Source organism: Aquimarina sp. RZ0, assembly GCF_008370685.1.
In the GTDB taxonomy this organism is placed as follows: domain Bacteria; phylum Bacteroidota; class Bacteroidia; order Flavobacteriales; family Flavobacteriaceae; genus Aquimarina.
This window is the reverse complement of the sequence record NZ_VTZU01000019.1, coordinates 73,325-94,822: the sequence shown is the minus strand read 5'-3', so window position 1 is coordinate 94,822 and position 21,498 is coordinate 73,325. Positions and strand designations below refer to the sequence as shown.

Here is a 21,498-nt window from a genome sequence, read left to right as displayed (position 1 = left end):
TTTTCCTTTCTACTTCGTTTAAAAAATAAACCGTAGCTATAGCTATGCTTGATTTTTTTGCCTTGCATAAAGAAAAAATAATTCAATGAATTTATACGAATTTTTTAATCACAAATCGTATTACACCTGTTCTTATATAAAATTATCGGAAACTGAATCTAATTATTGTTTATTTCGGGCTGCGAAACAAAAAGAAATGATTTTAACAGGTAATTTCATTTGAGGATAGTATTATAATATCAGATTTCGATAACATCTTTTGCAGATTTTTTTTTAAATACATGGGTATATATCCACATAATAGTAAATGTAGGAATAAAATCCAATCCTGGAATTGCCTCCTCAATAAACGTAATAATTCCTGCAGCTTTACCCACATTTCCTTTGTACATTCTAGTCATTAACCATCCCGCTAAAGGAGCCCAGACAACATCTCCTAAATCTCCAATAATAGGAATAACATACGAAGAAGTTACAATTCCTACAATATCAAAGAGGATACTCACTCCTAATGTTTTATATTTCCCATTTGCCATATTTGAATATTAATAATAAGTAATTTACAAAATATAAAGCAAAGAGTATTCCAAAAAAAAATCATGTCAGATCTGCAGTAATTAATCTTAGAAATTCTGTACGGGTCTCCATTTTTTCGAACTGCCCTCTAAACCCTGAAGTAGTTGTCACAGAGTTCTGCTTTTGTACGCCTCTCATCATCATACACATATGAGAAGCTTCTATAACGACAGCGACTCCTTTTGGTTTTATCGTATCATTGATACACTCCAGAATGTCATGCGTTAATCTTTCCTGTACCTGTAATCTTCTGGCAAAGACATCTACAATACGAGGTAATTTACTCAACCCTACAATGTGTCCATTAGGAATATATGCTATATGAGCCTTTCCAAAAAAAGGTAACATATGATGCTCACATAGTGAATACAGTTCAATATCTTTAACGATAACCATATCATCATAATCTTCTTTAAACATAGCTCCCCTTAAAATCTCTTCCGGGTTCTGGTGATATCCCTGAGTAAGGAATTGCATTGCCTTTGCCGCACGCTCAGGAGTTTTAACAATGCCTTCTCTTTTTATATCTTCTCCTAAGTTTGTTATAATGGATGAAAAATTATCTTTTACCTCTTCTGTAACCTCTATATTGTACTCTTCAAATTTTCTATATGGCATTGTTATATAATTAATCCTGGATTTGTTTCTTTAATTTATTCTTAAATGTAGTCTGTAATTTATCCAGTTTAGGATTAATTACGAATTGGCAATAACCTTGATTACTATTTTGATTGTAATAATTCTGATGATAATCTTCTGCATTATAGAAAGGTCCCAATTCTGTAACTTCTGTAACTATCGGATTATCAAACACAGCCTCCTCAGAAAGTTTTTTGATCATAGTAACTGCTATCTGTCTTTGATTTTCATCAACATAAAAAATAGCACTTCTATATTGTGTCCCTTGATCAGCTCCTTGCTTATTTAGTGTAGTAGGATTATGAGTAACAAAAAAAACCTCTAGTAACTCAGTAAATTTAATTATTTCTGCATCATATTCTATTTTTATAGCTTCTGCATGACCCGTTCTTCCTGTAGTGATTTCTCTATAGGCTGGATTTTTGATTGTACCACCAGTATAACCTGATATTATCCGATGTACGCCAGCTAAACGTTGAAAAACAGCTTCAGTACACCAAAAACATCCCCCTGCAAAAACAGCGATCTGTATGTTATTTTTTTTCATAGTATCTTTAGAAAAAATCATTTTGTTTAACAAATATACAGGTATATTAAACAAAATTATTTTTTTTAACTTTTCATTAGTATCGTATCTTCTTGTTCTTATTCATTTTGCAGATAGGTCGGAAAAGTAAAGCTTTTTTTACATTTTATATTACGACTTTCGGACTTATGTTTATTATCTAACCACAAAACTAAATAAGTTACCATTAGATACAAGCTTAGTATGTTTTTTGGTTCTTCAGGTAAATCTTTAAGAGTATGTTTAAAAACCCTTCTGCCTGCTGGTCATTACTTTGACAATCAGTTTGCATTGTTTTTAAACATGTTCTAACTATAATCTATGTATAATGAACTCATCTCAACTTTTTCTATTCCCTAAAAAATCGCTGAAATTCGTCCACATTTCTTTACTCTTTCATCTTTAATGCTACTATAGAGTACAAAAAGTGCCTCATCTGGTCAAATTTCAATTCATTTTCGGTTAAAAACAAAAAGTCAAGATAAGTTCATTTAAAAAAATAAAAGAGTGTAAATCCTGATTCATACGATTTGTGATTAAAAAATTCGTATAAATTCATTGAATTATTTTTTCTTTATGCAAGGCAAAAAAATCAAGCATAGCTATAGCTACGGTTTATTTTTTAAACGAAGTAGAAAGGAAAAAGAAACGATGAATATGCGAAATTTTTAGTTATAAATCGTATCAATTACTTTAATCGAACTATTTCTTCAGATTTAAATTTCTTTTAAATAGATAATTTTGTCGATTTTTAGGATATTAGTTACTTTCACTGCTTTAATAAATATACAGATGATCAGAGCTAATAAGATTCATAAAAATTATGGAGACCTACATGTACTAAAAGGTGTAGACCTACATATTAAAAAAGGTGAAATTGTATCCATTGTAGGGTCTTCTGGCGCTGGAAAGACAACACTATTACAAATTCTTGGCACATTGGATAAAGCAAACGAAAAAAGAAATAGTGATTTGTTTATTGACGGAAGTAAAATTAATTTCTTATCACAAAAACAATTATCAAAATTCAGAAATGAAAAACTAGGGTTTATTTTTCAGTTTCATCAATTATTACCAGAATTTACTGCTCTGGAAAATGTATGTATTCCTGCTTTTATAAAAAAGACACCAAAAGCCAACGCAGAAAGAAGAGCAAAAGAACTACTCACTTTTTTAGGTTTGGGTCATCGATACAGCCATAAACCCGGTGAGCTTTCTGGGGGAGAACAACAACGTGTGGCAGTTGCAAGAGCTTTGGTTAACAATCCTAAAGTAATATTTGCGGATGAGCCTTCGGGTAATCTGGATAGTGAAGCTGCTGAGAATCTTCATAAATTGTTTTTTAAGCTTAGAGATGAGTTTGGGCAAACCTTTGTGATTGTTACTCACAATAGAGAACTTGCTAATATGGCTGACAGAAAATTAGTAATGGTAGATGGCAAGATAGTGGATAAGACTTAACCAGACTATTTCTCTAATACATCTAACTTAAACAACTTTATAGGGTAAGACCACAATCCTGAAAAGATTTTCCAAAAAAATGACCAAAGCTGAGATTAAAGAGTTTTTAGACGAAAAAGCGGCTTTTTATGAACATCCAAAGTTTATAGAAACAGATCCGGTACAGATCCCACACCTATTCACAAAAAAAGAAGACATCGAGATTTCAGGATTCTTAACAGCGACCATATCCTGGGGAAATCGCAAAAGCATTCTTACCAATGCGCATAAATTAGTTCATTTTATGGGCGATTCACCTTATGACTATATTATGAACCATACCCCTGCGGATCTCGAAGACTTAAAGGGTTTTGTACACAGAACTTTCAACAGCACAGATCTTTCTTATTTTATTAAAAGTTTACAGCACCTGTATAATAAGTATCGGGATATGGAAGGTTTTTTCAGATTGTATGCCGGTGATAATGATCTTCAAAATGCTATCCATTATTTTAAAAAAGAGTTTTTTAGTCTGCCCCACCCTGGCAGAACCGAAAAACATATTAGTGACCCTCATAAAAACTCTGCAGCAAAACGTATCAATATGTTTTTTAGATGGATGGTTCGAAACCCAGAAGCTGGTGTGGATTTGGGCATTTGGAAAAAATTATCGCCCGCACAATTATCTTGTCCGCTCGATGTACATTCAGGGACAATCGCTCGTAAACTCGGGATATTAAAACGAAAACAAAATGATGGTAAAGCTGTACAAGAATTAGATCGTGTACTACGATCATTTGATCCTACAGATCCGGTAAAATATGACTATGCGTTATTTGGTCTTGGGGTTTTTGAAAAATTTTGATTTTTAATAATTATCGCATGCTTTAATTACTCTGCATGGAGAAATGGCACGCTGCCAGAAGACATCAAAACCTTTCAGCTTCAATAAAGTTTTTTCTTACAAATAAGGTTGAATCTAAAAATAGAAATCTGTTTTTTAAAAAAGAATCTGTTTTTTTTCAGCAATATTTTATCTCTAAAATTTATACATAAACACATATAAAACAGGCATCTATCATAATTTTAAGCTCTTTCTATATTAGGCAATTAAAATCTTACATTTTAGATACAAACCAACCTGAGATCAAAGTAATATTTTGAAAAATTTACAGTTTTTAAAGTAATCGAACCAATTTAAATTTCAAGATTATGAAAAAAATTTATGTGTGCGTTTTGAGCCTAGCTTGTTGCTTATTCACTTATCAGGTAACGGCTCAAACAAAGATTGAATCTACAGGTGATGTAACAAAAATTAAAAATGGAGAAGATGTACTAATTGAAAATCATCCGTATCAGGCAGATTTAGGTGGATGTGGAGGTGCTATTATTGGGCCTACCTGGATTGTAACAGCAGAACACTGTATCGGTGGTATTGTTGGTAGAACCATAGGAGTTGGCTATACCAAAAAAAGTGATAAATCTACTGGGTCAAACATCTGTGGTAAAGCGAGCCATTAGTTTTCCTTGTGATGAATGTGATTTAAGTCTTTTAGAATTAGAAACACCATTAGATTTATCTGGTGAATATGCCAAAGCAATTAAGTATGCATCCGCAGACGTTTTTACAGAAGGGTATGTACAAAAAGATATGGAATGTTATGCTACCGGTTGGGGACAACTTGGTCCTAATGGAGGACTTCCAGACCATTTGCAAGGTGCTTTATTAAAATTTGGAGAGGTGCAATTATCTGATGAACTTATCGGAGTTGAAGAAACCGAAGGAAGAATGGTTTGCAGAGGAGATAGCGGTGGACCATTAGTGGTTTTTAACAAAGACAAATCAGAAAGAATACTGGTAGGAGCTGTTAGCGGTGGAGAAGGAACTCCCTGTACCGATTATGGTTTTTGGGGCAATGTTGCTAATGCAGCAATCTGGATACAAGAACAAACTGGTATCGAGCCATACAAAGAAGATATTACTCTGGGAATTGCCGATTTGGCAAGTGAAAAAACAGTTAATATCTGGCCAGTTCCTGCCCGGGATGTAATTAATGTCTCTTCAAAAAGAGCCATAAAAGAGATTAAAATATACAATCTATCAGGCAAAAAAGTATTACAATCGAATCAGACTTCCAGTATCGCAATAACGTCACTTCCCACAGGAATGTATTTATTACAAGATGCAGAAAGTTTGGATAGTAGTCTTTTTGCTATTAAAAGATAATTTTTTTTAATTTTTTTTTTAATTTAGATACTGATTTATATCAGAATGACCTAAGAAAGTATTTTTTTATAGTACTTCTCATTCTGACATAAATCAGCATTTATTTTTGTGTATGATTAAGAACTTATCTTGAGTAGTGGTTTTCGACCGAAAAGTTTGGCTTTTGTACAATAATAAAGTATTTTTTTTTCAACATATCCATAGCTACGGTTGAAAAAACCAACAAAATTAGCATGCAAAATGTAAATTTTGTAGATCAAAGCAGTACTCTAAATGAATTCTAAGAATAATTTTTAATGAAACAATTTTAATACTTCCCTAAAGGATTTTTATCATTTTGAGTATAAATATCTGCTAATATTCTCTTTGATAAAACAATGATCCGTAAAATAAATATTGTTTATGTATTGCTATCTATCTCAATAACAAAAACATATAAATGTTATCTAAAAAACGTAAAGTTAAGTAATCAACAGTATTTTATAAAAATACACATAGGTCTTTTTACCACAACAAATATATGTAGTAACAATAATTTTACATTACACACTATAGCATAATAATATATTAATAAACATAAAACATCTTCTTAAAACCTAAATAATGAGTCGTGATCTACTTTTGTGAAAAATAAAAAATTCCACACGATCATGAAAAATTACTTTTATCTTATGGCTATACTTTTTAGCTTTTTATTAATTGCATGTAACGACGACGACGATACCACAACCCCACCTTCCGGAAGTCTTATTGAATTAAAAAATCATTCTACATCTCCTGTTTTATTAAAGAAAATGTCTGGTTTTACTGATATAGAAATTTACAATTTACTTTCATCAGAAGACACTTATATTCCTGGTTTTACTTATGGATCTATGGCAGATGGTGCTGGATTGTTAAAAAATACTGATGGAACCTATACGCTTATCAATAATATAGAAGCAGATTATTCTATCGCTAGAATTACATTAGATGAAACTTTTAAACCAATAAAAGGAGAACATATATTGAATGCCACAGCTACTGCAGAAACAGCTCAATGTTCTGGTTCTATGATTACACCAGATGAGCATGGTTTTGGCCCAATGTACTTATCTGGTGGAGAATGGGGAGGTAATTCCAAAGGTGTTTTTGCTACGGACCCGTATAGAGATACATCCGTCGCTTCTACTCCAAGAATGTTAACTACGATGGGACAATGGTCAACAGAGAATACAGTTGCCATTGGTAAAGACGCTTATGCGGATAAAACAGTTGTTTTTATTGGAGATGATAACAGTAATAATGAAATCCCTTCTGGGCAATTAGGTATGTATGTAGGTGATAGAGGAGATCTTACTGGAGGAAAACTTTATGGACTTAAAGTTACTGCCCCAGATGTTACATATGAAATGGATATGGAAGAAGGTGTTGCATATGATATGGAGTTTGTAGAATTAGAAGAAAAAGAGATTGACCTATTAGATGCTGAGGCAAAACAAAAAGGTGTTATGGGATTTTCCAGACTGGAAGATGTTGACTGGAGAAGAGGATCTGCTGCAAATAATAGAGAAGTATACTTTGCTGTTACGGGGAGAGATAAACCTGATTTAATTGGTAAAGGAACTCGATCAGGAAGAATCTATAAAGTAACATTAAACGAAAATGATCCAACTGGAGCAGGAAAAATCACCTGTTTACTGGATGGAGATAAAGAAAACGGAAAAGCAGAAGCATTTCATAGTCCTGACAATATTGTAGTAACAGAAAACTACGTTTACATTCAGGAAGATCCTAATGGAATTCAAGATTTCAAACCTGCTGCAGATCACTTTGCAAGATTATACCAGTATAATCTTAATTCTGGTGCATTAAAAGTAGTTTTAGAATGCGATCAGGTAGCTGCAACTGCTCAAGGGTATGGTACCATTGATAAAAACTGGGAAATCACGGGAATGATTGATATTTCTGATGTGATCGGAGTTGATAAAACTTTTGCCCTAATCACTCAGAATCACGGATGGGAAAAATCAGATGGTACTCCTTTTACTGATCCAACCGCAAATCCTAATCTTGCAGACAGTAGAAAAGAAGGAAGCATGTTGTACATCATCAAAGGATTAGATAGATAATACTGTTTGATACATTATATGAAAATACCAGAATTGTTGTTAAACCATAGAATTCGAAAAGAGGCTTATCGTATGATAAGCCTCTTATTATTACTTATTTCATCCTCTTGTCATCAGGATGTAAAAGTCGAAAAAATCCCTTTTAATACATTAATGCAATTGCAGTTTAAAAAGGATATCGCTATTGCCAGGGTATATCTTGATAGTATTAAACAAGACCCATCTATAAAAAGTAATTTTATTAATTCACGAATTTATTTTAAAAAAGCAGAGCCTCTCCTATCTTTTCTGGATGTAGAAAATTATGGATTTCTCAATCAACCTAATATCCTAAAGGTTGAAGAAGAAGATTATACGGATATCAAAATTAAATCTCCTGGAGGATATCAGGTATTAGAAGAAGAGATGTATGCGGATTCTCTTAATGTAGATGAAGTCATAAAACAAACAGAACTAATATCCAATCGATTAAATTTAGTTCAGGAAAACATAAGCTTCAAACATCTAAAAACATATCATTTCCTTTGGTTATTCAGAAAAGCGATCATTAGAATTGCACTTACCGGAATTACAGGTTTTGATTCCCCCGTGTTAGAAAATTCGTTAGAAGATTCTAAGGTGATTTACAAAAGTCTACAAACATATTTACCCATGTTAGAAGATGAATTTAACAACTCGAACTTGCTTAACTCCTGGAATACAGAAATTAATGCTACACTTACCGATTTACAAGGCGATTTTAATAGTTTTGATCGGTATCATTTTATCAAAAATCATACTCACAAGCAATTGGATCTTTGGAATCAGACAGTAACTGACTGGAATGTAAAATTTCCTTTTGAATTGGCTATAAAAAATAATGCTATTTCTCTTTTTTCTACAGATACTTTCAATATAAACTATTTTGCAGATCAAAATTCTAGTACAACTACCCCAGAAAAGATTGCACTTGGTAAAAAACTTTTCTATGATACCAATCTATCGAATAACAAACAAATGAGTTGTGCAACTTGTCATCAACCAGAAAAAGCTTTTACGGATGGGCTAAAAATATCCAAAGGAGTTAGCCGTAACAGCCCAACATTACTATATGCAGCTTTACAACAAGATTTTTTTTATGATAAAAGAGCAGGAGGACTAGAAGGACAAATTATAAATGTGGTAGAAAATAAAAATGAATTCCATACAGATTTGGAAACGTTAGAAAAGACGGTTGTAAGCGATAGTACATACACCAAAAAATTCTCAAAAGCATATCCGAATAGAAAAATTAACAATAACGATATCAGAAACGCAATTGCTAGTTATATCAGAAGTTTACTTCCTTTTGATTCTAAATTTGATAACAATATTAATGGTACAGAAAGCACATTAACCAGGAATGAAATTGATGGTTTTAATTTATTCAATGGTAAGGCAAAATGTGCTACCTGTCACTTTGCTCCCCTATTTAATGGAACAGTTCCACCGGATTATAAAGAATCCGAAATGGAGCTTATCGGTGTCCCAAAGTACAAGGATACAGTAAATGCAACCATCAGTGATGATTTAGGCAGGTTTTATATCTATAAAACTCCAGAAAGAAAGCACTTTTTTAAAACATCTACAGTAAGAAATGTTAGTAAAACAGCTCCATATATGCATAATGGCGTATACAATACCTTAGAAGAAGTGATGGATTTTTATAATCGAGGTGGAGGTGCGGGAATTGGTATTCATCAACAGTATCAAACATTACCTCCGGTCTCTCTTCAACTTTCTGAACAAGAAATTGAAAATATAATCGCATTTATGAAAACCTTGGAAGATAAAACAATGAAATACTAGGTTTATATGGCTATATAGGACATTGACAGCGATAATTGTTAATTTTTAATTTATTTTTGTTAATTTTATTAAGAATTGTTTCACACAAGGCAATTCTGAATGAAGATGATAGTACCGAAAACCCCGTTAAATGAAGAGTTTAGATTAGAAGCTCTAAATGCTCTTGACATCCTTAATACCGAATCAGAGAAAAAATTTGATGAAATTACTTCTCTTGCGGCATACCTATGTGATACAGAGATATCTCTTATTTCATTGATTGATCGCAAGAGGCAGTGGTTTAAGTCTACTCATGGGTTACCAATTCGTGAAACTTCGAGAGATCAATCTTTCTGCGCGCACGCTATCCTGGAACCTACTAAACCCTTCATCATTGAAGATGCCAGAACGGATGATCGCTTTTATAATAACCCCTTAACTGATATAGAAAAATTAGTAGTTTTTTATGCAGGTATACCTCTTATAGATACTAATGGATTTGCATTAGGAACACTATGTGTAATAGATAGTAAACCTAAAAAACTCAGTGATAAACAAATTGAATCTCTAAAATCTTTAGCTAATCAAGTTGTAGTTCTTTTTGAATTAAATAAAAAGAATAAAGACTTACAAAAAATGCAAGGCAGTCTTAAAAAACGTAATGAATCATTAAAAGAATTTGCTAGGGTTATTTCTCATGATCTCAAGATGCCACTAGCAAATGTAATTACCACCTCTGATTTGTTAAAATTAAAATTAGCAAACTCAATGGATAAAGAAACATTAGAATATTTTGATTACATAAAGCAATCATCTTTCTCTATGAGTGATTATATTAATGGTGTATTGGATCATTATGAGAGTGATAACTTAGTACAAAATAAATCAGAAATATTTCGATTCAATAACCTTATTCGAGAAATAACAGAATTACTTAGTATCAAAGAAGATTTTACTATAAACTTTCCGGAATCTAATACTTTTCTAAATTGTAATAAATCAGCTATCAAACAAATCTTTTTTAATCTTATAGGAAATAGTATCAAATATAATGATAAGGAACATATCATTATTACTATTGAAAACTCTGAGGATGATTCATTTTATTATTTTGGAATAAAAGATAATGGAATAGGAATTCCTAAAGATAAAACCGAAATTATTTTTGAATTGTTTACTACCGCCAGTGATACAGATAGAAGTGGCAATAAAGGTAATGGAATTGGTTTATCAACGGTAAAAAAACTAATAGAAAACCTCGGAGGTTTTATTAAAGTTAGCTCGGTTGTTGGGCAAGGAACTACTTTTGATTTTTCGATTAAAAAATAGATATTATTTAATAGCATTTATACAAGCTTCTGCGCATTTTTCTCCATCTATAGCTGCAGAGATAATACCACCGGCATATCCTGCTCCTTCACCACAAGGATATAATCCCTTGATTTGGGTATGCTCTAATGTTTTTCTATCTCTAGGGATTCTTACAGGAGAAGATGTTCTGGACTCAGGCGCATGGACTACCGCTTCATTGGTGAGATACCCTCTCATACTTTTATCAAAAGTTTTGAATCCTTGCCTAAGGATGGTATGAATAAATTCGGGAAATACTTCACTCATATCTGCACTCATTACACCAGGCTTATACGAAGTTTCGGGCAAGTCTGATGATATTTTTTGTTCGACCATATCCACTAATCGCTGTGCAGGCACTCGTTGCGTCTCTCCTCCTACCCGCCACGCCTGTTGCTCGATATTTTTTTGAAAATACATAGCTGCCAGTGGTCCATGTTTAGAAAACGCTTTAAAATCTTCTAATCTTAATTCTACAACAATTCCGCTATTAGAAGTAGGCTGATCCCTTTTGGATGGCGACCATCCATTCGTTACAACTTCTCCAGGACTCGTAGCACATGGGGCAATTACGCCTCCCGGACACATACAAAAAGAATACATCCCTCTACCTCCTACTTGTTTTACAATACTATATGGAGATGGTGGTAAATATGGATTCCGTACCTCACACTTATATTGGATTTGATCTATTAATTGCTGTGAGTGTTCTACTCTAACACCAAGCGCAAAAGGTTTTGATTCTATTTCTATTTTTTTTCTATATAACAACTCAAAAATATCTCTGGCAGAATGCCCTGTTGCCAGAATAACTTTATTAGTTGCAATTTTATCTCCATTTTGTAATACTACGGTCGTTATTTCAGAGTTCTTACTTTCTAGATCTGTAACTCTGGTCTCAAAATGTACTACTCCTCCACATTCAAGGATCTTATGACGGATTGCAGCAATAATTGCCGGTAATTTATTGGTTCCAATATGTGGATGTGCTTCTACCATAATTTGGTTCGTAGCACCAAAACCTACTAAAAGTTGAAGAATACGATGTACATCCCCTCGTTTTTTGGATCGCGTATATAATTTACCATCACTATATGTCCCGGCTCCTCCTTCGCCAAAACAATAATTAGAATCTTCATCAACCACATGATCTCTATTAATCGCTTTAAGATCTCTACGTCTGGATCTTACATCTTTACCTCTTTCCAGTACAATAGGTTTATATCCTAATTCAATACATCGTAAAGCAGCAAACAACCCGGCAGGTCCTGCCCCCACTATTACAATTTCAGTACTGTTAGAAACATCTGCGTATGCTGGTAATTGGATAGGTGTATTTATAAAATCTTCCTGGACATACACGCGTACTTTCAGATTAATCTTTATGATTTTCTGTCGTGCATCAATAGATCTTTTTAAGATATTTATGTGCCTAATCTCTTGTGTGGGAATCCCATTCTTTCTGGCAACCTGAAACCTTAATTTCTCAAAATCAGCAGCTGTTTCCGGAGATACTTGTATAGTGAATTCGTATTGCAATGTATGTGTTCAATTTTTTGCGAAGATACAATACTTAAAAAAATCAGATCTATTTATTACGAACGTAAACGAGTTTAAATTTTTTATTATTCTGATCTCGTTGCTCCATCTCGAATTGATTTAATGATTTAAACAATGGAGTCAATTTTTCAAAACCAAAATTTCTTGAATCAAAATTAGGTTGTTTTTTTAAAATTAAAGAACCTACATCACCTAGAAATGCCCAGCCATCTTCATCTGCCGCATCAGATACCGAATTTTTTAATAAACGTATTATCTTTGGTGTAATTTTATCTAAATTCGATCTATTAGATTTTCCTTTTTCATTATTTTTTTCATCATCATTTCCTAAAATTTCTAAATAAATAAATTTATCACAGGCAACAATGAACGGGTCAGGAGTTTTCTTTTCTCCAATACCGTATACTACCATACCCGCTTCTCTCAATCGGGTTGCTAATTTGGTAAAATCACTATCAGAAGAGACAAGGCAGAATCCGTTTACTTTTTCTGAATATAAAATATCCATTGCATCAATGATCATCGCAGAATCTGTTGCATTTTTTCCTGTAGTGTAACTATATTGCTGAATTGGGTTGATAGCATTCTCCAGCAATATCTTTTTCCATTTTGATAAATCTGGCCGTGTCCAATCGCCATAAATCCTTTTTATAGTGGGAGTTCCATATTTAGTAATCTCCTCCATCATTTCTTTCACATACTTAGAAGGAATGTTATCTCCATCAATTAAGACGGCCAATTTTGTGTGGTTTATCATGTTTTTAAAGATACATAAATACTATAAATGACTGCAAAGTTATATATGTTTTTAATATAGCATAGTTCTGAATCTCAAAAAAAGAAAAACGTATCTTTTTATTGCTTTCATATAAAAGCAACCTATACTAACTTCCTTTTTAGTACTACAACATTCCTGATTTAATTTTATTCATTCAAATTTGTTCTTTTTCGTTTATATTTCAAAATAAAAAGAAGCCGCAGTCATTATCGTTATGCTTTATAGCTTTCTTTTTTGTCTAAAGAAAAAAATGGTACCTTTTTATCTGAGTATTTTTAAATTAAAAATGGTATAAAAGCGTATTGATTTGTATGATTTCCTCCCCTAAAATTTAACCTTTTATTAGTAATTAAGTTTATATATTTGATGCCAATAAATAAACAATTATACAATGAAAAAACTTTTTTTATTAATCATTGCAATAACAGGTTTTTCTTCTGTTTCTAATGCCCAAAACATCAAACTTGGATTCAAAGCAGGTGTTAATTTTTCTGATATTAAATCTACGGGGGTTACAACAACTGTAGGTACTATTGGTGATGGCTCTCTTAATAATCAAAATATTGATGTAGATAGCAAAACCGGATATCACTTTGGAGCAGTAGCAGAAGTCGAATTTAGCAGTCGATTTTCATTACAACCAGAAATTATGTACTCCGCGCAGGGAGCTAAAGATATTGATCTGGATTATGTAAACATTCCAATTTTGGCAAAATTTAAGTTTCTTAAAATTATTAGCATTGAATTCGGCCCTCAATTTAGTGTAAATGTGAATGATGACGATATTGAAAATATAGAATCTCTGGATGTAGGTGCTGCGGCAGGATTAAGTGTTAAATTCAGGAAATTATTTGGTCAGATACGATACAATTTTGGAGTAATTGATATTGCCGAAAATGTAGATGCCAAAAATTCGAATTTCCAAATCTCTGTTGGATATTACATCCTTTAATCAAGTAGATTGGGGTAAAAAAGAATAGTTTGAAAATGAACTCATCTGCACAAATTTCATTTCATTTTCGGTCAAAATAAAAAGTCCAGATGAGTTCTCTTTTTTCACCTTTTCCGCCCTCTATTATAATTCTTATTACGTCTAGAAGTAGATTTCCCTGATTGTTTGTTCTTTAGTACTGGTTTAGTATCAATTGTAAAAGTAGGTTCATACCCTTCTATAGTCTCTTTGGGTAATTTTAACCCTAGTAATTTCTCTATTCCTTGAACATAACTTACTTCATCCTGACCTACTAAAGAAATCGCTTCTCCACTTGCTCCTGCTCTACCTGTACGCCCAATTCTATGCACATAGTCTTCAGAAATATTAGGCAGTTCATAATTAATTACGTGAGGTAACAACGGAATATCTAATCCTCTGGCAGCGATATCTGTTGCTACTAATACTCTTATTTTATTTTGTTTAAACCCTGCCAGTGCTTTCGTTCTGGCTCCCTGACTTTTATTTCCATGAATGGCTGCTGCTGTTATTCCATTTTTAACCAACTTTTCACTTAATCTATTGGCACCATGTTTTGTTCTTGTAAAAATCAATACTTGTTTCCAATCACCTTCAGAAATCAATTTAACAACCAATGCCGTTTTTTTTGATTTATCTACTCGGTACATTTTCTGATCTATTTTTTCTGCTGTGGTATTTTCTGGTGCAGCTTCTATAGACACGGGATTGCGTAATATTCCGCTTGCTAATTTCTTAATTTCTTTAGAGAATGTTGCAGAAAATAAAAGGTTCTGACGTTTGTCTGGTAGCAAGGCAAGAATACGGTTAATATCTCTCTGAAACCCCATATCAAGCATGCGATCTGCTTCATCTAACACTAAAATTTCAATTCTTGAAAGAGAAAGTGCATTCTGCTGATGTAAATCTAATAACCTGCCTGGTGTAGCTACTAATATATCCACTCCATTTCTGAGTGCTCTGATCTGTGGATTCGCGTTTACTCCACCAAATACCACCATCGATCTTAGATCTAAAAACTCGCTATATGCGTTTACATTATCTAATATCTGTGCTGCTAATTCTCTTGTAGGGGTTAATATCAAAGCCCTGACGGGTCTTTTTCTATATTTTGGTTCTTTTGACAATATTTGAAGTATAGGTAATGTAAACCCAGCAGTTTTACCTGTCCCGGTCTGCGCAGAAGCCAAAACATCTTTTCTATCTAAAACTACAGGTATTGCCTTTTCTTGAATTGGTGAAGCTTTAGTGTATCCTTTTTTTTCAATTGCTTTTAACAAAGCATCGGATAATCCTAATGAATTAAATGACATATAAGTTGTTTAAGAAATAACCATTTACTGTAATGCCATTTCTGAATGTGGCATCAAAGGTACATCTAATTTTAAGATACTATGACATCCCAATAATAATTAGTCAATATAAGTTTAGTAATGGTATAGGGTAAAATTCATTTTTACAGATAATCTCTAAATTGTTTTTTATTGGAGTAGTCAAAAATTTAGTGCTTCTCTATTTTTTTTATACGTGATTCCCTTTTTATTAACCATGGGAATCCCTTGCTCAAAAAACATAGATCATTGCTACAAAACATATTACAAATTCCCCGTAAAATAATCATCTTTATTACTTTTAAAATAACTACTCGATGAATCAGTTTTTATCCATTCTTTGAGGTAGGGTACTCCAAAAATCGTGCGTTATATATCTGTCTGGACAAATAATTAAACATTAATAAATAAATTAAAAAATTATGAAAAAACTTAAAACCTCATTTCTAATATTAGCAATGATAGCCGGAATGACATCTTGTGAAAAAGAAGACACATTAGTACATGAAATTGACGGAATTACAGAAATGAATAATCAATTCAATAAAGGATCTGATGATGGAGAACCTTCTGGACCCGTTTCAATTGACTGTTCTGTTTTTAAGGGTATAGAAGAATTTAAATTCGGAAAAACTACTTTTGCTGGAGTAAAAACATTAACTATCAAAGATATTGATCAAGATGCAGTAATTTGGACTCTAAATGGAGAACAGATTACTCCTAGAAACTCAAAGTTTATAAGATTGAAAGATCACATTTCTCAACCTGGTACTGTAGAGGTTTGCTTTGAAGCATTTTCTCCTACATGTGATGTTTTATCTGACTGTCTAACTATTGACTTTGAAGGATAAGGATTATTTTTTTAGACAATCTGGAATTAGATATAATAAAACAATGTATTTTTTTCCAGATTGTTTTGCTATATCTATCACTATCACAATTCTGATTTTTTCAATTCACCTTTGATTACTAAATTTTTACACCGTCTCAGTTCTTTTTGCAAAAGTAGATGCAGCTATCGATATCATTTTTTTGATGTTTTGAGTTTTTAAAATTTTTATAAATAGAAGTAAAGATCAATAACTCGTCATTCACCTGTGAAATTCATAATGATATACCAACAATTTTTTGAAGAATAAATTCACTACTTAAAAATTCGTTAACCCAAAACCTTCAATCCCAAATCTTATAGTATATTTGACAAATATTAATCAGGAATGCTATTTAAACACCCAGAATTTCTTTACGCTCTTTTTGCACTGATCATTCCTATTCTAGTCCATTTATTTCAGTTACGTCGCTTCAAGAAAGTAGCGTTTAGCAATGTACAGTTCCTCAAAGCAGTAACTATGCAGACGCGCAAAAGTTCTCAAATTAAAAAATGGCTTACGCTCCTGACACGCTTATTGGCACTTGCAGCTCTTATTTTTGCCTTTGCACAACCTTTTTTAGCATCAGAAGAAGTGGTTGGTAAAAAAAGTGAAACCGTTATATATCTGGATAATTCTTTCAGTATGCAAGCAAAAGGTGCTAATGGCCCAATGCTGCAAAGAGCTATACAGGAACTATTAAGCGCATTACCAGAAGAAGAGAAAATATCTATTTTCACCAATACAGAAACATATAGAGAGGTTTCTAAAAAAGATATTAAGAATGATCTGCTACAACTCAATTATACTTCTAATCAAATTCCTTATACTGCAGCATACCTTAAGGGCAAACAGCTGTTGAGTGATGATTCTGGAACTATAAAACGTGTGATTCTCGTTTCGGATTTCCAACAGAAAGATGGTAGTTTTGAATTGCCTGAAGATATCAATACCAAAACTAGTTTGGTACAATTGCAGCCTGTTACGCGTCAGAATATTGCGATTGACAGCTTATACCTGGAGAGAAATATTAATAATGAACTCGTTCTTAATGTATTGCTCAGTAACACGGATAGTAACGCAGATAACACCTCTATCGCTTTATATAATGATGATAAGCTAATTGCAAAAACCTCTGTTTCTATTCCTAAAAACGGAACCACAACTACTCAATTCAGAATTGAAGAAAACACTAAAATTAATGGAAAAGTTTTTTTAGAAGACCCTACTTTAACTTTTGATAATACCCGATATTTTACCATCAATACTCCAGAAAAAATTAAAGTCGTTGCCATCAACGAAGCTAGCGACAGTTTTATTAAAAATATTTATACACCTGATGAATTTTTATTGATAAGCAGCAAGTTTGATGCATTAAACTATAATGATATAAGTAATGCCAATTTGGTTATACTTAATGAAGTAAAACAAATTCCTATATCCCTGATCAATACGCTACAATCTTTTGCCAATCGAGGTGGTACCATTTGTTTTGTACCTGCTATAGATGGAGATTTGGCATCTTATACGCAATTCATTAGTGGATTTTCTAAAGAAGGGTTACTCTCGAAACAAACTAAAGAAAAAAAAATCACCACTATTCATTTCTCACACCCATTATATAAAGGTGTTTTTGATAAGAAAGTTCGTAATTTTCAATACCCTAAAGTAAATAGTTACTATCAGGCTACGGTAAACAACCCTATCTTATCTTTTGAGGATACTGCTCCATTTTTATACAAAACAAACGGACTCTACATATTCACAGCATCAATAAATACTGAAAATTCTAATTTTAAAAATTCACCGCTAATTGTACCTACATTATACAATATTGGAAAACAAAGTTTACAATTATCTGATATTTCCTATACCATAGGACAAACCAATACATATGATATAGCCGTATCCTTAGGGCAAGACGGAATATTATCTTTAGAATCTGATCAGGAAAGCGTAATTCCGCTACAACAGAGTTTTGCTACCAAAGTAAGAATTACTACGGATGATGTTCCTTCTGTATCCGGCATCTATGCATTAAAAGATAAAGAAGAATTTATACAACATGTAAGTTATAATTATAATACTTCAGAAAGTGATTTAGAATATTATAACATTAAAACTACTACTACTTACGAAGTAAGTGATTCTGTAGCTGCATTATTTAAACAAATAAAAGAAGAGACCAGTATTCATGATCTTTGGAAATGGTTTATTATTTTTGCGCTGATATTTCTGTTAATCGAAATTCTACTATTAAAATATCTAAAATGAATCTCATATTAAAGGCTGCTACTGTAATAGACCCTTCATCTCCTTATCACAATCAAACCATTGACATCCAGGTAAAAGATGGAGTAATTACAGATATAGATGCCTTTATCGAAGCTAAAGAAGGTGTTGAAGAAATTAAACTAGACACCTTGTTTGTATCACCTGGGTGGTTTGATAGCAGTGTAAGTTTGGGAGAACCTGGTTATGAAGAACGAGAAACGATACGTAACGGATTAGACGTAGCTGCCAAAAGTGGTTTCACCAGTATTGCGCTTAACCCTGATACATTACCTGTAACAGATACCAGCGCTTCTGTAGGTTTTCTAAAAGGTATATCTCTCAATAATCCGGTTGACCTCTACCCTATTGGTGCATTAACTGTGAAATCAGATGGGCTGAATATGGCAGAGTTGTATGATATGAAACAAGCGGGAGCAATTGCTTTTGGTGATTTCAAAAAACCTGTTAAAAATCCTAATTTACTTAAAATAGCATTATTATACGCTCAGAATTTTAATGGACTGGTATTATCATTTCCTCAGGATCATACCATTGCAGGAAAAGGAAACGTAAACGAAGAAGAACAAAGTACAATTCTTGGGCTAAAAGGAATTCCTGCACTTGCAGAAGAATTACAAGTTTCTCGAGATCTTTTTTTATTGGACTATACAGAAGGGAAATTACACATTCCTACCATATCTACTGCAAAATCTGTTTCACTAATTAGAGCCGCCAAAGCTAACGGAGCACAGGTAAGCTGTAGTGTAGCTGCCCATCATCTGGTTCTTACAGATTCAGAGCTAACAACTTTTGACACTAACTATAAGGTATTGCCGCCACTAAGAACCCAAAAAGATGTAGATGCGCTATTAAAAGGAATTGAAGACGGAACCATCGATATGGTGACTTCTGATCATCAACCTATGGATGTAGAACATAAAAAAGTAGAGTTTGACAATGCTGAATATGGTACGATAGGATTAGAAAGTATTTTTGGAATACTGAACCCTATTTTAGGTGTCGAAAAAACTGTATCTATGCTGACACAAGGAAAGTCGGTTTTTGGTGTAAAAAATAGTACTATTGATAAAGGTAACCAGGCAGATGTATCTTTATTTACACCAAAAGGAAGTACTCCTTTTACCAAAGAACATATCTTGTCAACTTCTAAAAATAGTGCTTTCTTAGAAAAAACTATAACAGGCAAAGTATACGGAATCATCTCTAACGGAAAAATTGTTCTAAAATAACAAAAGACACTATTCATAATGCAATCAGATTACACTAAACAAGGAAAAACTACAGCAATTGTAGCATACATAACTATTATAGGGACTATAATTGCCTTTTTTATGAATCAGGATAATAAAAATACTTTTGCGAATTTTCATATAAGGCAAGCACTCGGTATTCATATCGCTTTTTATTTATTAGGAGCTTTGGTGAGTATGTTTGATTCCTGGCTAATATCATCCGCTTTTTATATTTTTATATTTGTTCTTTTTGCGTTTGGATTGATAACAGCTACAAAAGAAGAAGAAAAACCAGTTCCAATACTCGGTACTTATTTTCAGCAATGGTTTAATTTTATACAGTAAAATCTTTTACTATTTGACATTATTATACACTATGCATTTTTTTCATTATATTATAAAAAAAATGACATGAAAAGCCGTACAAAACTTGTTTATTTGTTGTGTATATCAACTTTTTTCTCTTTAGCCGCTTGTAGCTCTGATAATAAAACTGCGCAAGAATCATCTTCGGGAACTGGGGAGAACCCGGAACCAGACCTTGAGAAAGAATGGATACTGGTATGGGAAGATAACTTTGACACGAACCTTTCTGCATGGAATGTATGGTATGGTGGTGCCTTTAATAATGAGATTCAGCTTTATAATCAAAAGCAACTTAACATAGAAGAAGGAGTCCTCTCTATTAATGCTTCAAGGAATGAGGTAACAGGTCCTACAACTCCATTTGATAACACTGAAAAACAATTTCAATATGTCTCAGGTCGTATAGAATCTAAGGAGTTTTATGGCCCATCTGATCAAGAGGGAGAAAAGGAATATAGAATTATGGCCAAAATTCAGCTTCCGAAAGGGAATGGTATGTGGCCAGCTTTCTGGACTTTTGGTGATCCCTGGCCAACCCTTGGCGAGATTGATATATTAGAAGCAAGAGGAAACCAACCTAAAACCTTTCAATCTAATATTTTTTATGGTACTGAAGCCGGTACTCCTATTACTCAACATCAATTCACTACGAAAACTTATACCGTAAGCAGCGATTTGACAAACGGTTTTCATATCTATGAACTTATCTGGAGCAAAACCAATCTAATTATTAAATTAGACAATAACATCTTAGGCACCTATATAGCTGATGAAAATAATTATATCGAAACTATCTTTGGTAGTCAACATAAAATCATCCTGAACCTGGCAGTTGGTGGAGCATTCTTTTCTGGTGTAGATCCAGGAATTTTTGTTAATAATGCCGTGATGAAAGTAGACTGGGTAAAGGTTTACAAAAGATAATACTCATTTCCAAGTTGTCTTGAATTTTGGTAACTCCAAAAAAATGCTAGTGCCCGTAAACACTTATTATTGAAGTGGTATAAAAAAAATCAATTCGCTATAAATATGCTCTTTTTGATTCGATTTTTGGCTTTTTCTTACTTCGCAGCATTGCTGTGAAGTGCTAAAAATACTTCAATTGAGCAAAAAATAACTATTTTTCTAAAAAATCAAAAAGGTCTAAATCACTTCATTATAAAAAGTAAACTACCTCGGGGCAAGGATACGAGGCATTTGTTTAAAAAAACATTTTGACTTCGAAGCAAGCCTCGGAGCATTTAAATCTCAATCATCGAGTAAAATCTAAATATAATTTTTTTATTTTTTTTCCGAAAAAATCCATTTGATACCATTTACCTTTTGAATTTACAGTAAAAAAATCTTTCCCGTAAACTCAGATAATGAGGAGTATAGCAAGAA

19 protein-coding genes are annotated in these 21,498 nt (G+C 32.8%); 13 read left to right on the top strand and 6 right to left on the bottom strand.

The genetic code is table 11. From position 1 onward, the window contains the following. Positions 1-239: 239 nt before the first annotated feature. The 3 genes from F0000_RS09265 to msrA form a co-directional block, all read right to left on the bottom strand. Positions 240-536: a hypothetical protein gene (locus F0000_RS09265; RefSeq protein ID WP_149624439.1), complete on the bottom strand. Its 297-nt coding sequence runs from the start codon at positions 534-536 to the stop codon at positions 240-242. Between the two features lie 61 nt (positions 537-597). Further along, the gene (gene folE / locus F0000_RS09260; protein ID WP_149624438.1) at positions 598-1,194 is read right to left on the bottom strand and encodes a GTP cyclohydrolase I FolE; all 597 of its coding nucleotides are present in this window, start codon (positions 1,192-1,194) and stop codon (positions 598-600) included. Between the two features lie 10 nt (positions 1,195-1,204). Beyond that, entirely contained in the window at positions 1,205-1,762 is a 558-nt protein-coding gene (gene msrA, locus F0000_RS09255) for a peptide-methionine (S)-S-oxide reductase MsrA (protein WP_149624437.1), read from the bottom strand. Positions 1,763-2,572: 810 nt separating this feature from the next. Between msrA and F0000_RS09250 the strand changes: the two genes are divergently transcribed. The 7 genes from F0000_RS09250 to F0000_RS09220 all read left to right on the top strand — a co-directional run bounded on the left by F0000_RS09250 (position 2,573) and on the right by F0000_RS09220 (position 10,693). Then, entirely contained in the window at positions 2,573-3,241 is a 669-nt protein-coding gene (locus F0000_RS09250) for an ABC transporter ATP-binding protein (RefSeq protein ID WP_149624436.1), read from the top strand. A 79-nt stretch (positions 3,242-3,320) separates the two neighbouring features. Continuing rightward, entirely contained in the window at positions 3,321-4,085 is a 765-nt protein-coding gene (locus F0000_RS09245; protein ID WP_149624435.1) for a TIGR02757 family protein, read from the top strand. A gap of 347 nt (positions 4,086-4,432) precedes the next feature. After that, entirely contained in the window at positions 4,433-4,741 is a 309-nt protein-coding gene (locus tag F0000_RS09240; RefSeq protein ID WP_149624434.1) for a trypsin-like serine protease, read from the top strand. Then, positions 4,695-5,447, top strand: a complete 753-nt coding sequence (locus F0000_RS09235) for a trypsin-like serine protease (RefSeq protein WP_223148888.1) — start codon at positions 4,695-4,697, stop codon at positions 5,445-5,447. The genes F0000_RS09240 and F0000_RS09235 overlap by 47 nt, the downstream gene beginning before the upstream one ends. Positions 5,448-6,097: 650 nt before the next feature. Beyond that, positions 6,098-7,558 (top strand): alkaline phosphatase PhoX, encoded by a 1,461-nt coding sequence (locus F0000_RS09230; protein ID WP_149624432.1) that lies wholly within the window; start codon positions 6,098-6,100, stop codon positions 7,556-7,558. 18 nt (positions 7,559-7,576) lie between these two features. Then, positions 7,577-9,385 carry a cytochrome-c peroxidase gene (locus tag F0000_RS09225; protein ID WP_149624431.1) on the top strand — a complete coding sequence of 603 codons (1,809 nt, stop codon included), beginning with the start codon at positions 7,577-7,579 and terminating at the stop codon, positions 9,383-9,385. Positions 9,386-9,490: 105 nt separating this feature from the next. Then, positions 9,491-10,693 carry an ATP-binding protein gene (locus tag F0000_RS09220; RefSeq protein ID WP_149624430.1) on the top strand — a complete coding sequence of 401 codons (1,203 nt, stop codon included), beginning with the start codon at positions 9,491-9,493 and terminating at the stop codon, positions 10,691-10,693. Between the two features lie 3 nt (positions 10,694-10,696). Here the strand turns inward: F0000_RS09220 and F0000_RS09215 are convergent, their stop codons facing one another. After that, positions 10,697-12,253: an NAD(P)/FAD-dependent oxidoreductase gene (locus F0000_RS09215; protein ID WP_149624429.1), complete on the bottom strand. Its 1,557-nt coding sequence runs from the start codon at positions 12,251-12,253 to the stop codon at positions 10,697-10,699. Between the two features lie 49 nt (positions 12,254-12,302). Continuing rightward, positions 12,303-13,031 (bottom strand): NYN domain-containing protein, encoded by a 729-nt coding sequence (locus tag F0000_RS09210; protein ID WP_149624428.1) that lies wholly within the window; start codon positions 13,029-13,031, stop codon positions 12,303-12,305. A gap of 412 nt (positions 13,032-13,443) precedes the next feature. Here F0000_RS09210 and F0000_RS09205 point away from each other — a divergent pair, with 412 nt between their 5' ends. Next, the gene (locus F0000_RS09205; protein ID WP_149624427.1) at positions 13,444-14,004 is read left to right on the top strand and encodes a porin family protein; all 561 of its coding nucleotides are present in this window, start codon (positions 13,444-13,446) and stop codon (positions 14,002-14,004) included. A gap of 104 nt (positions 14,005-14,108) precedes the next feature. Here F0000_RS09205 and F0000_RS09200 read toward each other — a convergent pair whose 3' ends face one another. Beyond that, entirely contained in the window at positions 14,109-15,335 is a 1,227-nt protein-coding gene (locus tag F0000_RS09200) for a DEAD/DEAH box helicase (RefSeq protein ID WP_149624426.1), read from the bottom strand. A gap of 440 nt (positions 15,336-15,775) precedes the next feature. On the opposite strand from F0000_RS09200, the gene F0000_RS09195 reads away from it, so the two are divergent. The 5 genes from F0000_RS09195 to F0000_RS09175 all read left to right on the top strand — a co-directional run bounded on the left by F0000_RS09195 (position 15,776) and on the right by F0000_RS09175 (position 21,039). Beyond that, a complete protein-coding gene (locus F0000_RS09195) occupies positions 15,776-16,204 on the top strand; it encodes a hypothetical protein (RefSeq protein WP_149624425.1) in 429 nt (142 codons plus the stop codon). 366 nt (positions 16,205-16,570) lie between these two features. Then, entirely contained in the window at positions 16,571-18,496 is a 1,926-nt protein-coding gene (locus tag F0000_RS09190; protein WP_149624424.1) for a BatA and WFA domain-containing protein, read from the top strand. Further along, the gene (locus tag F0000_RS09185; protein ID WP_149624423.1) at positions 18,493-19,746 is read left to right on the top strand and encodes a dihydroorotase family protein; all 1,254 of its coding nucleotides are present in this window, start codon (positions 18,493-18,495) and stop codon (positions 19,744-19,746) included. The genes F0000_RS09190 and F0000_RS09185 overlap by 4 nt, the downstream gene beginning before the upstream one ends. Before the next feature lie 18 nt (positions 19,747-19,764). Next, entirely contained in the window at positions 19,765-20,094 is a 330-nt protein-coding gene (locus tag F0000_RS09180; protein ID WP_149624422.1) for a hypothetical protein, read from the top strand. Positions 20,095-20,160: 66 nt separating this feature from the next. After that, positions 20,161-21,039 carry a family 16 glycosylhydrolase gene (locus F0000_RS09175; RefSeq protein WP_149624421.1) on the top strand — a complete coding sequence of 293 codons (879 nt, stop codon included), beginning with the start codon at positions 20,161-20,163 and terminating at the stop codon, positions 21,037-21,039. Positions 21,040-21,498 lie beyond the last annotated feature (459 nt).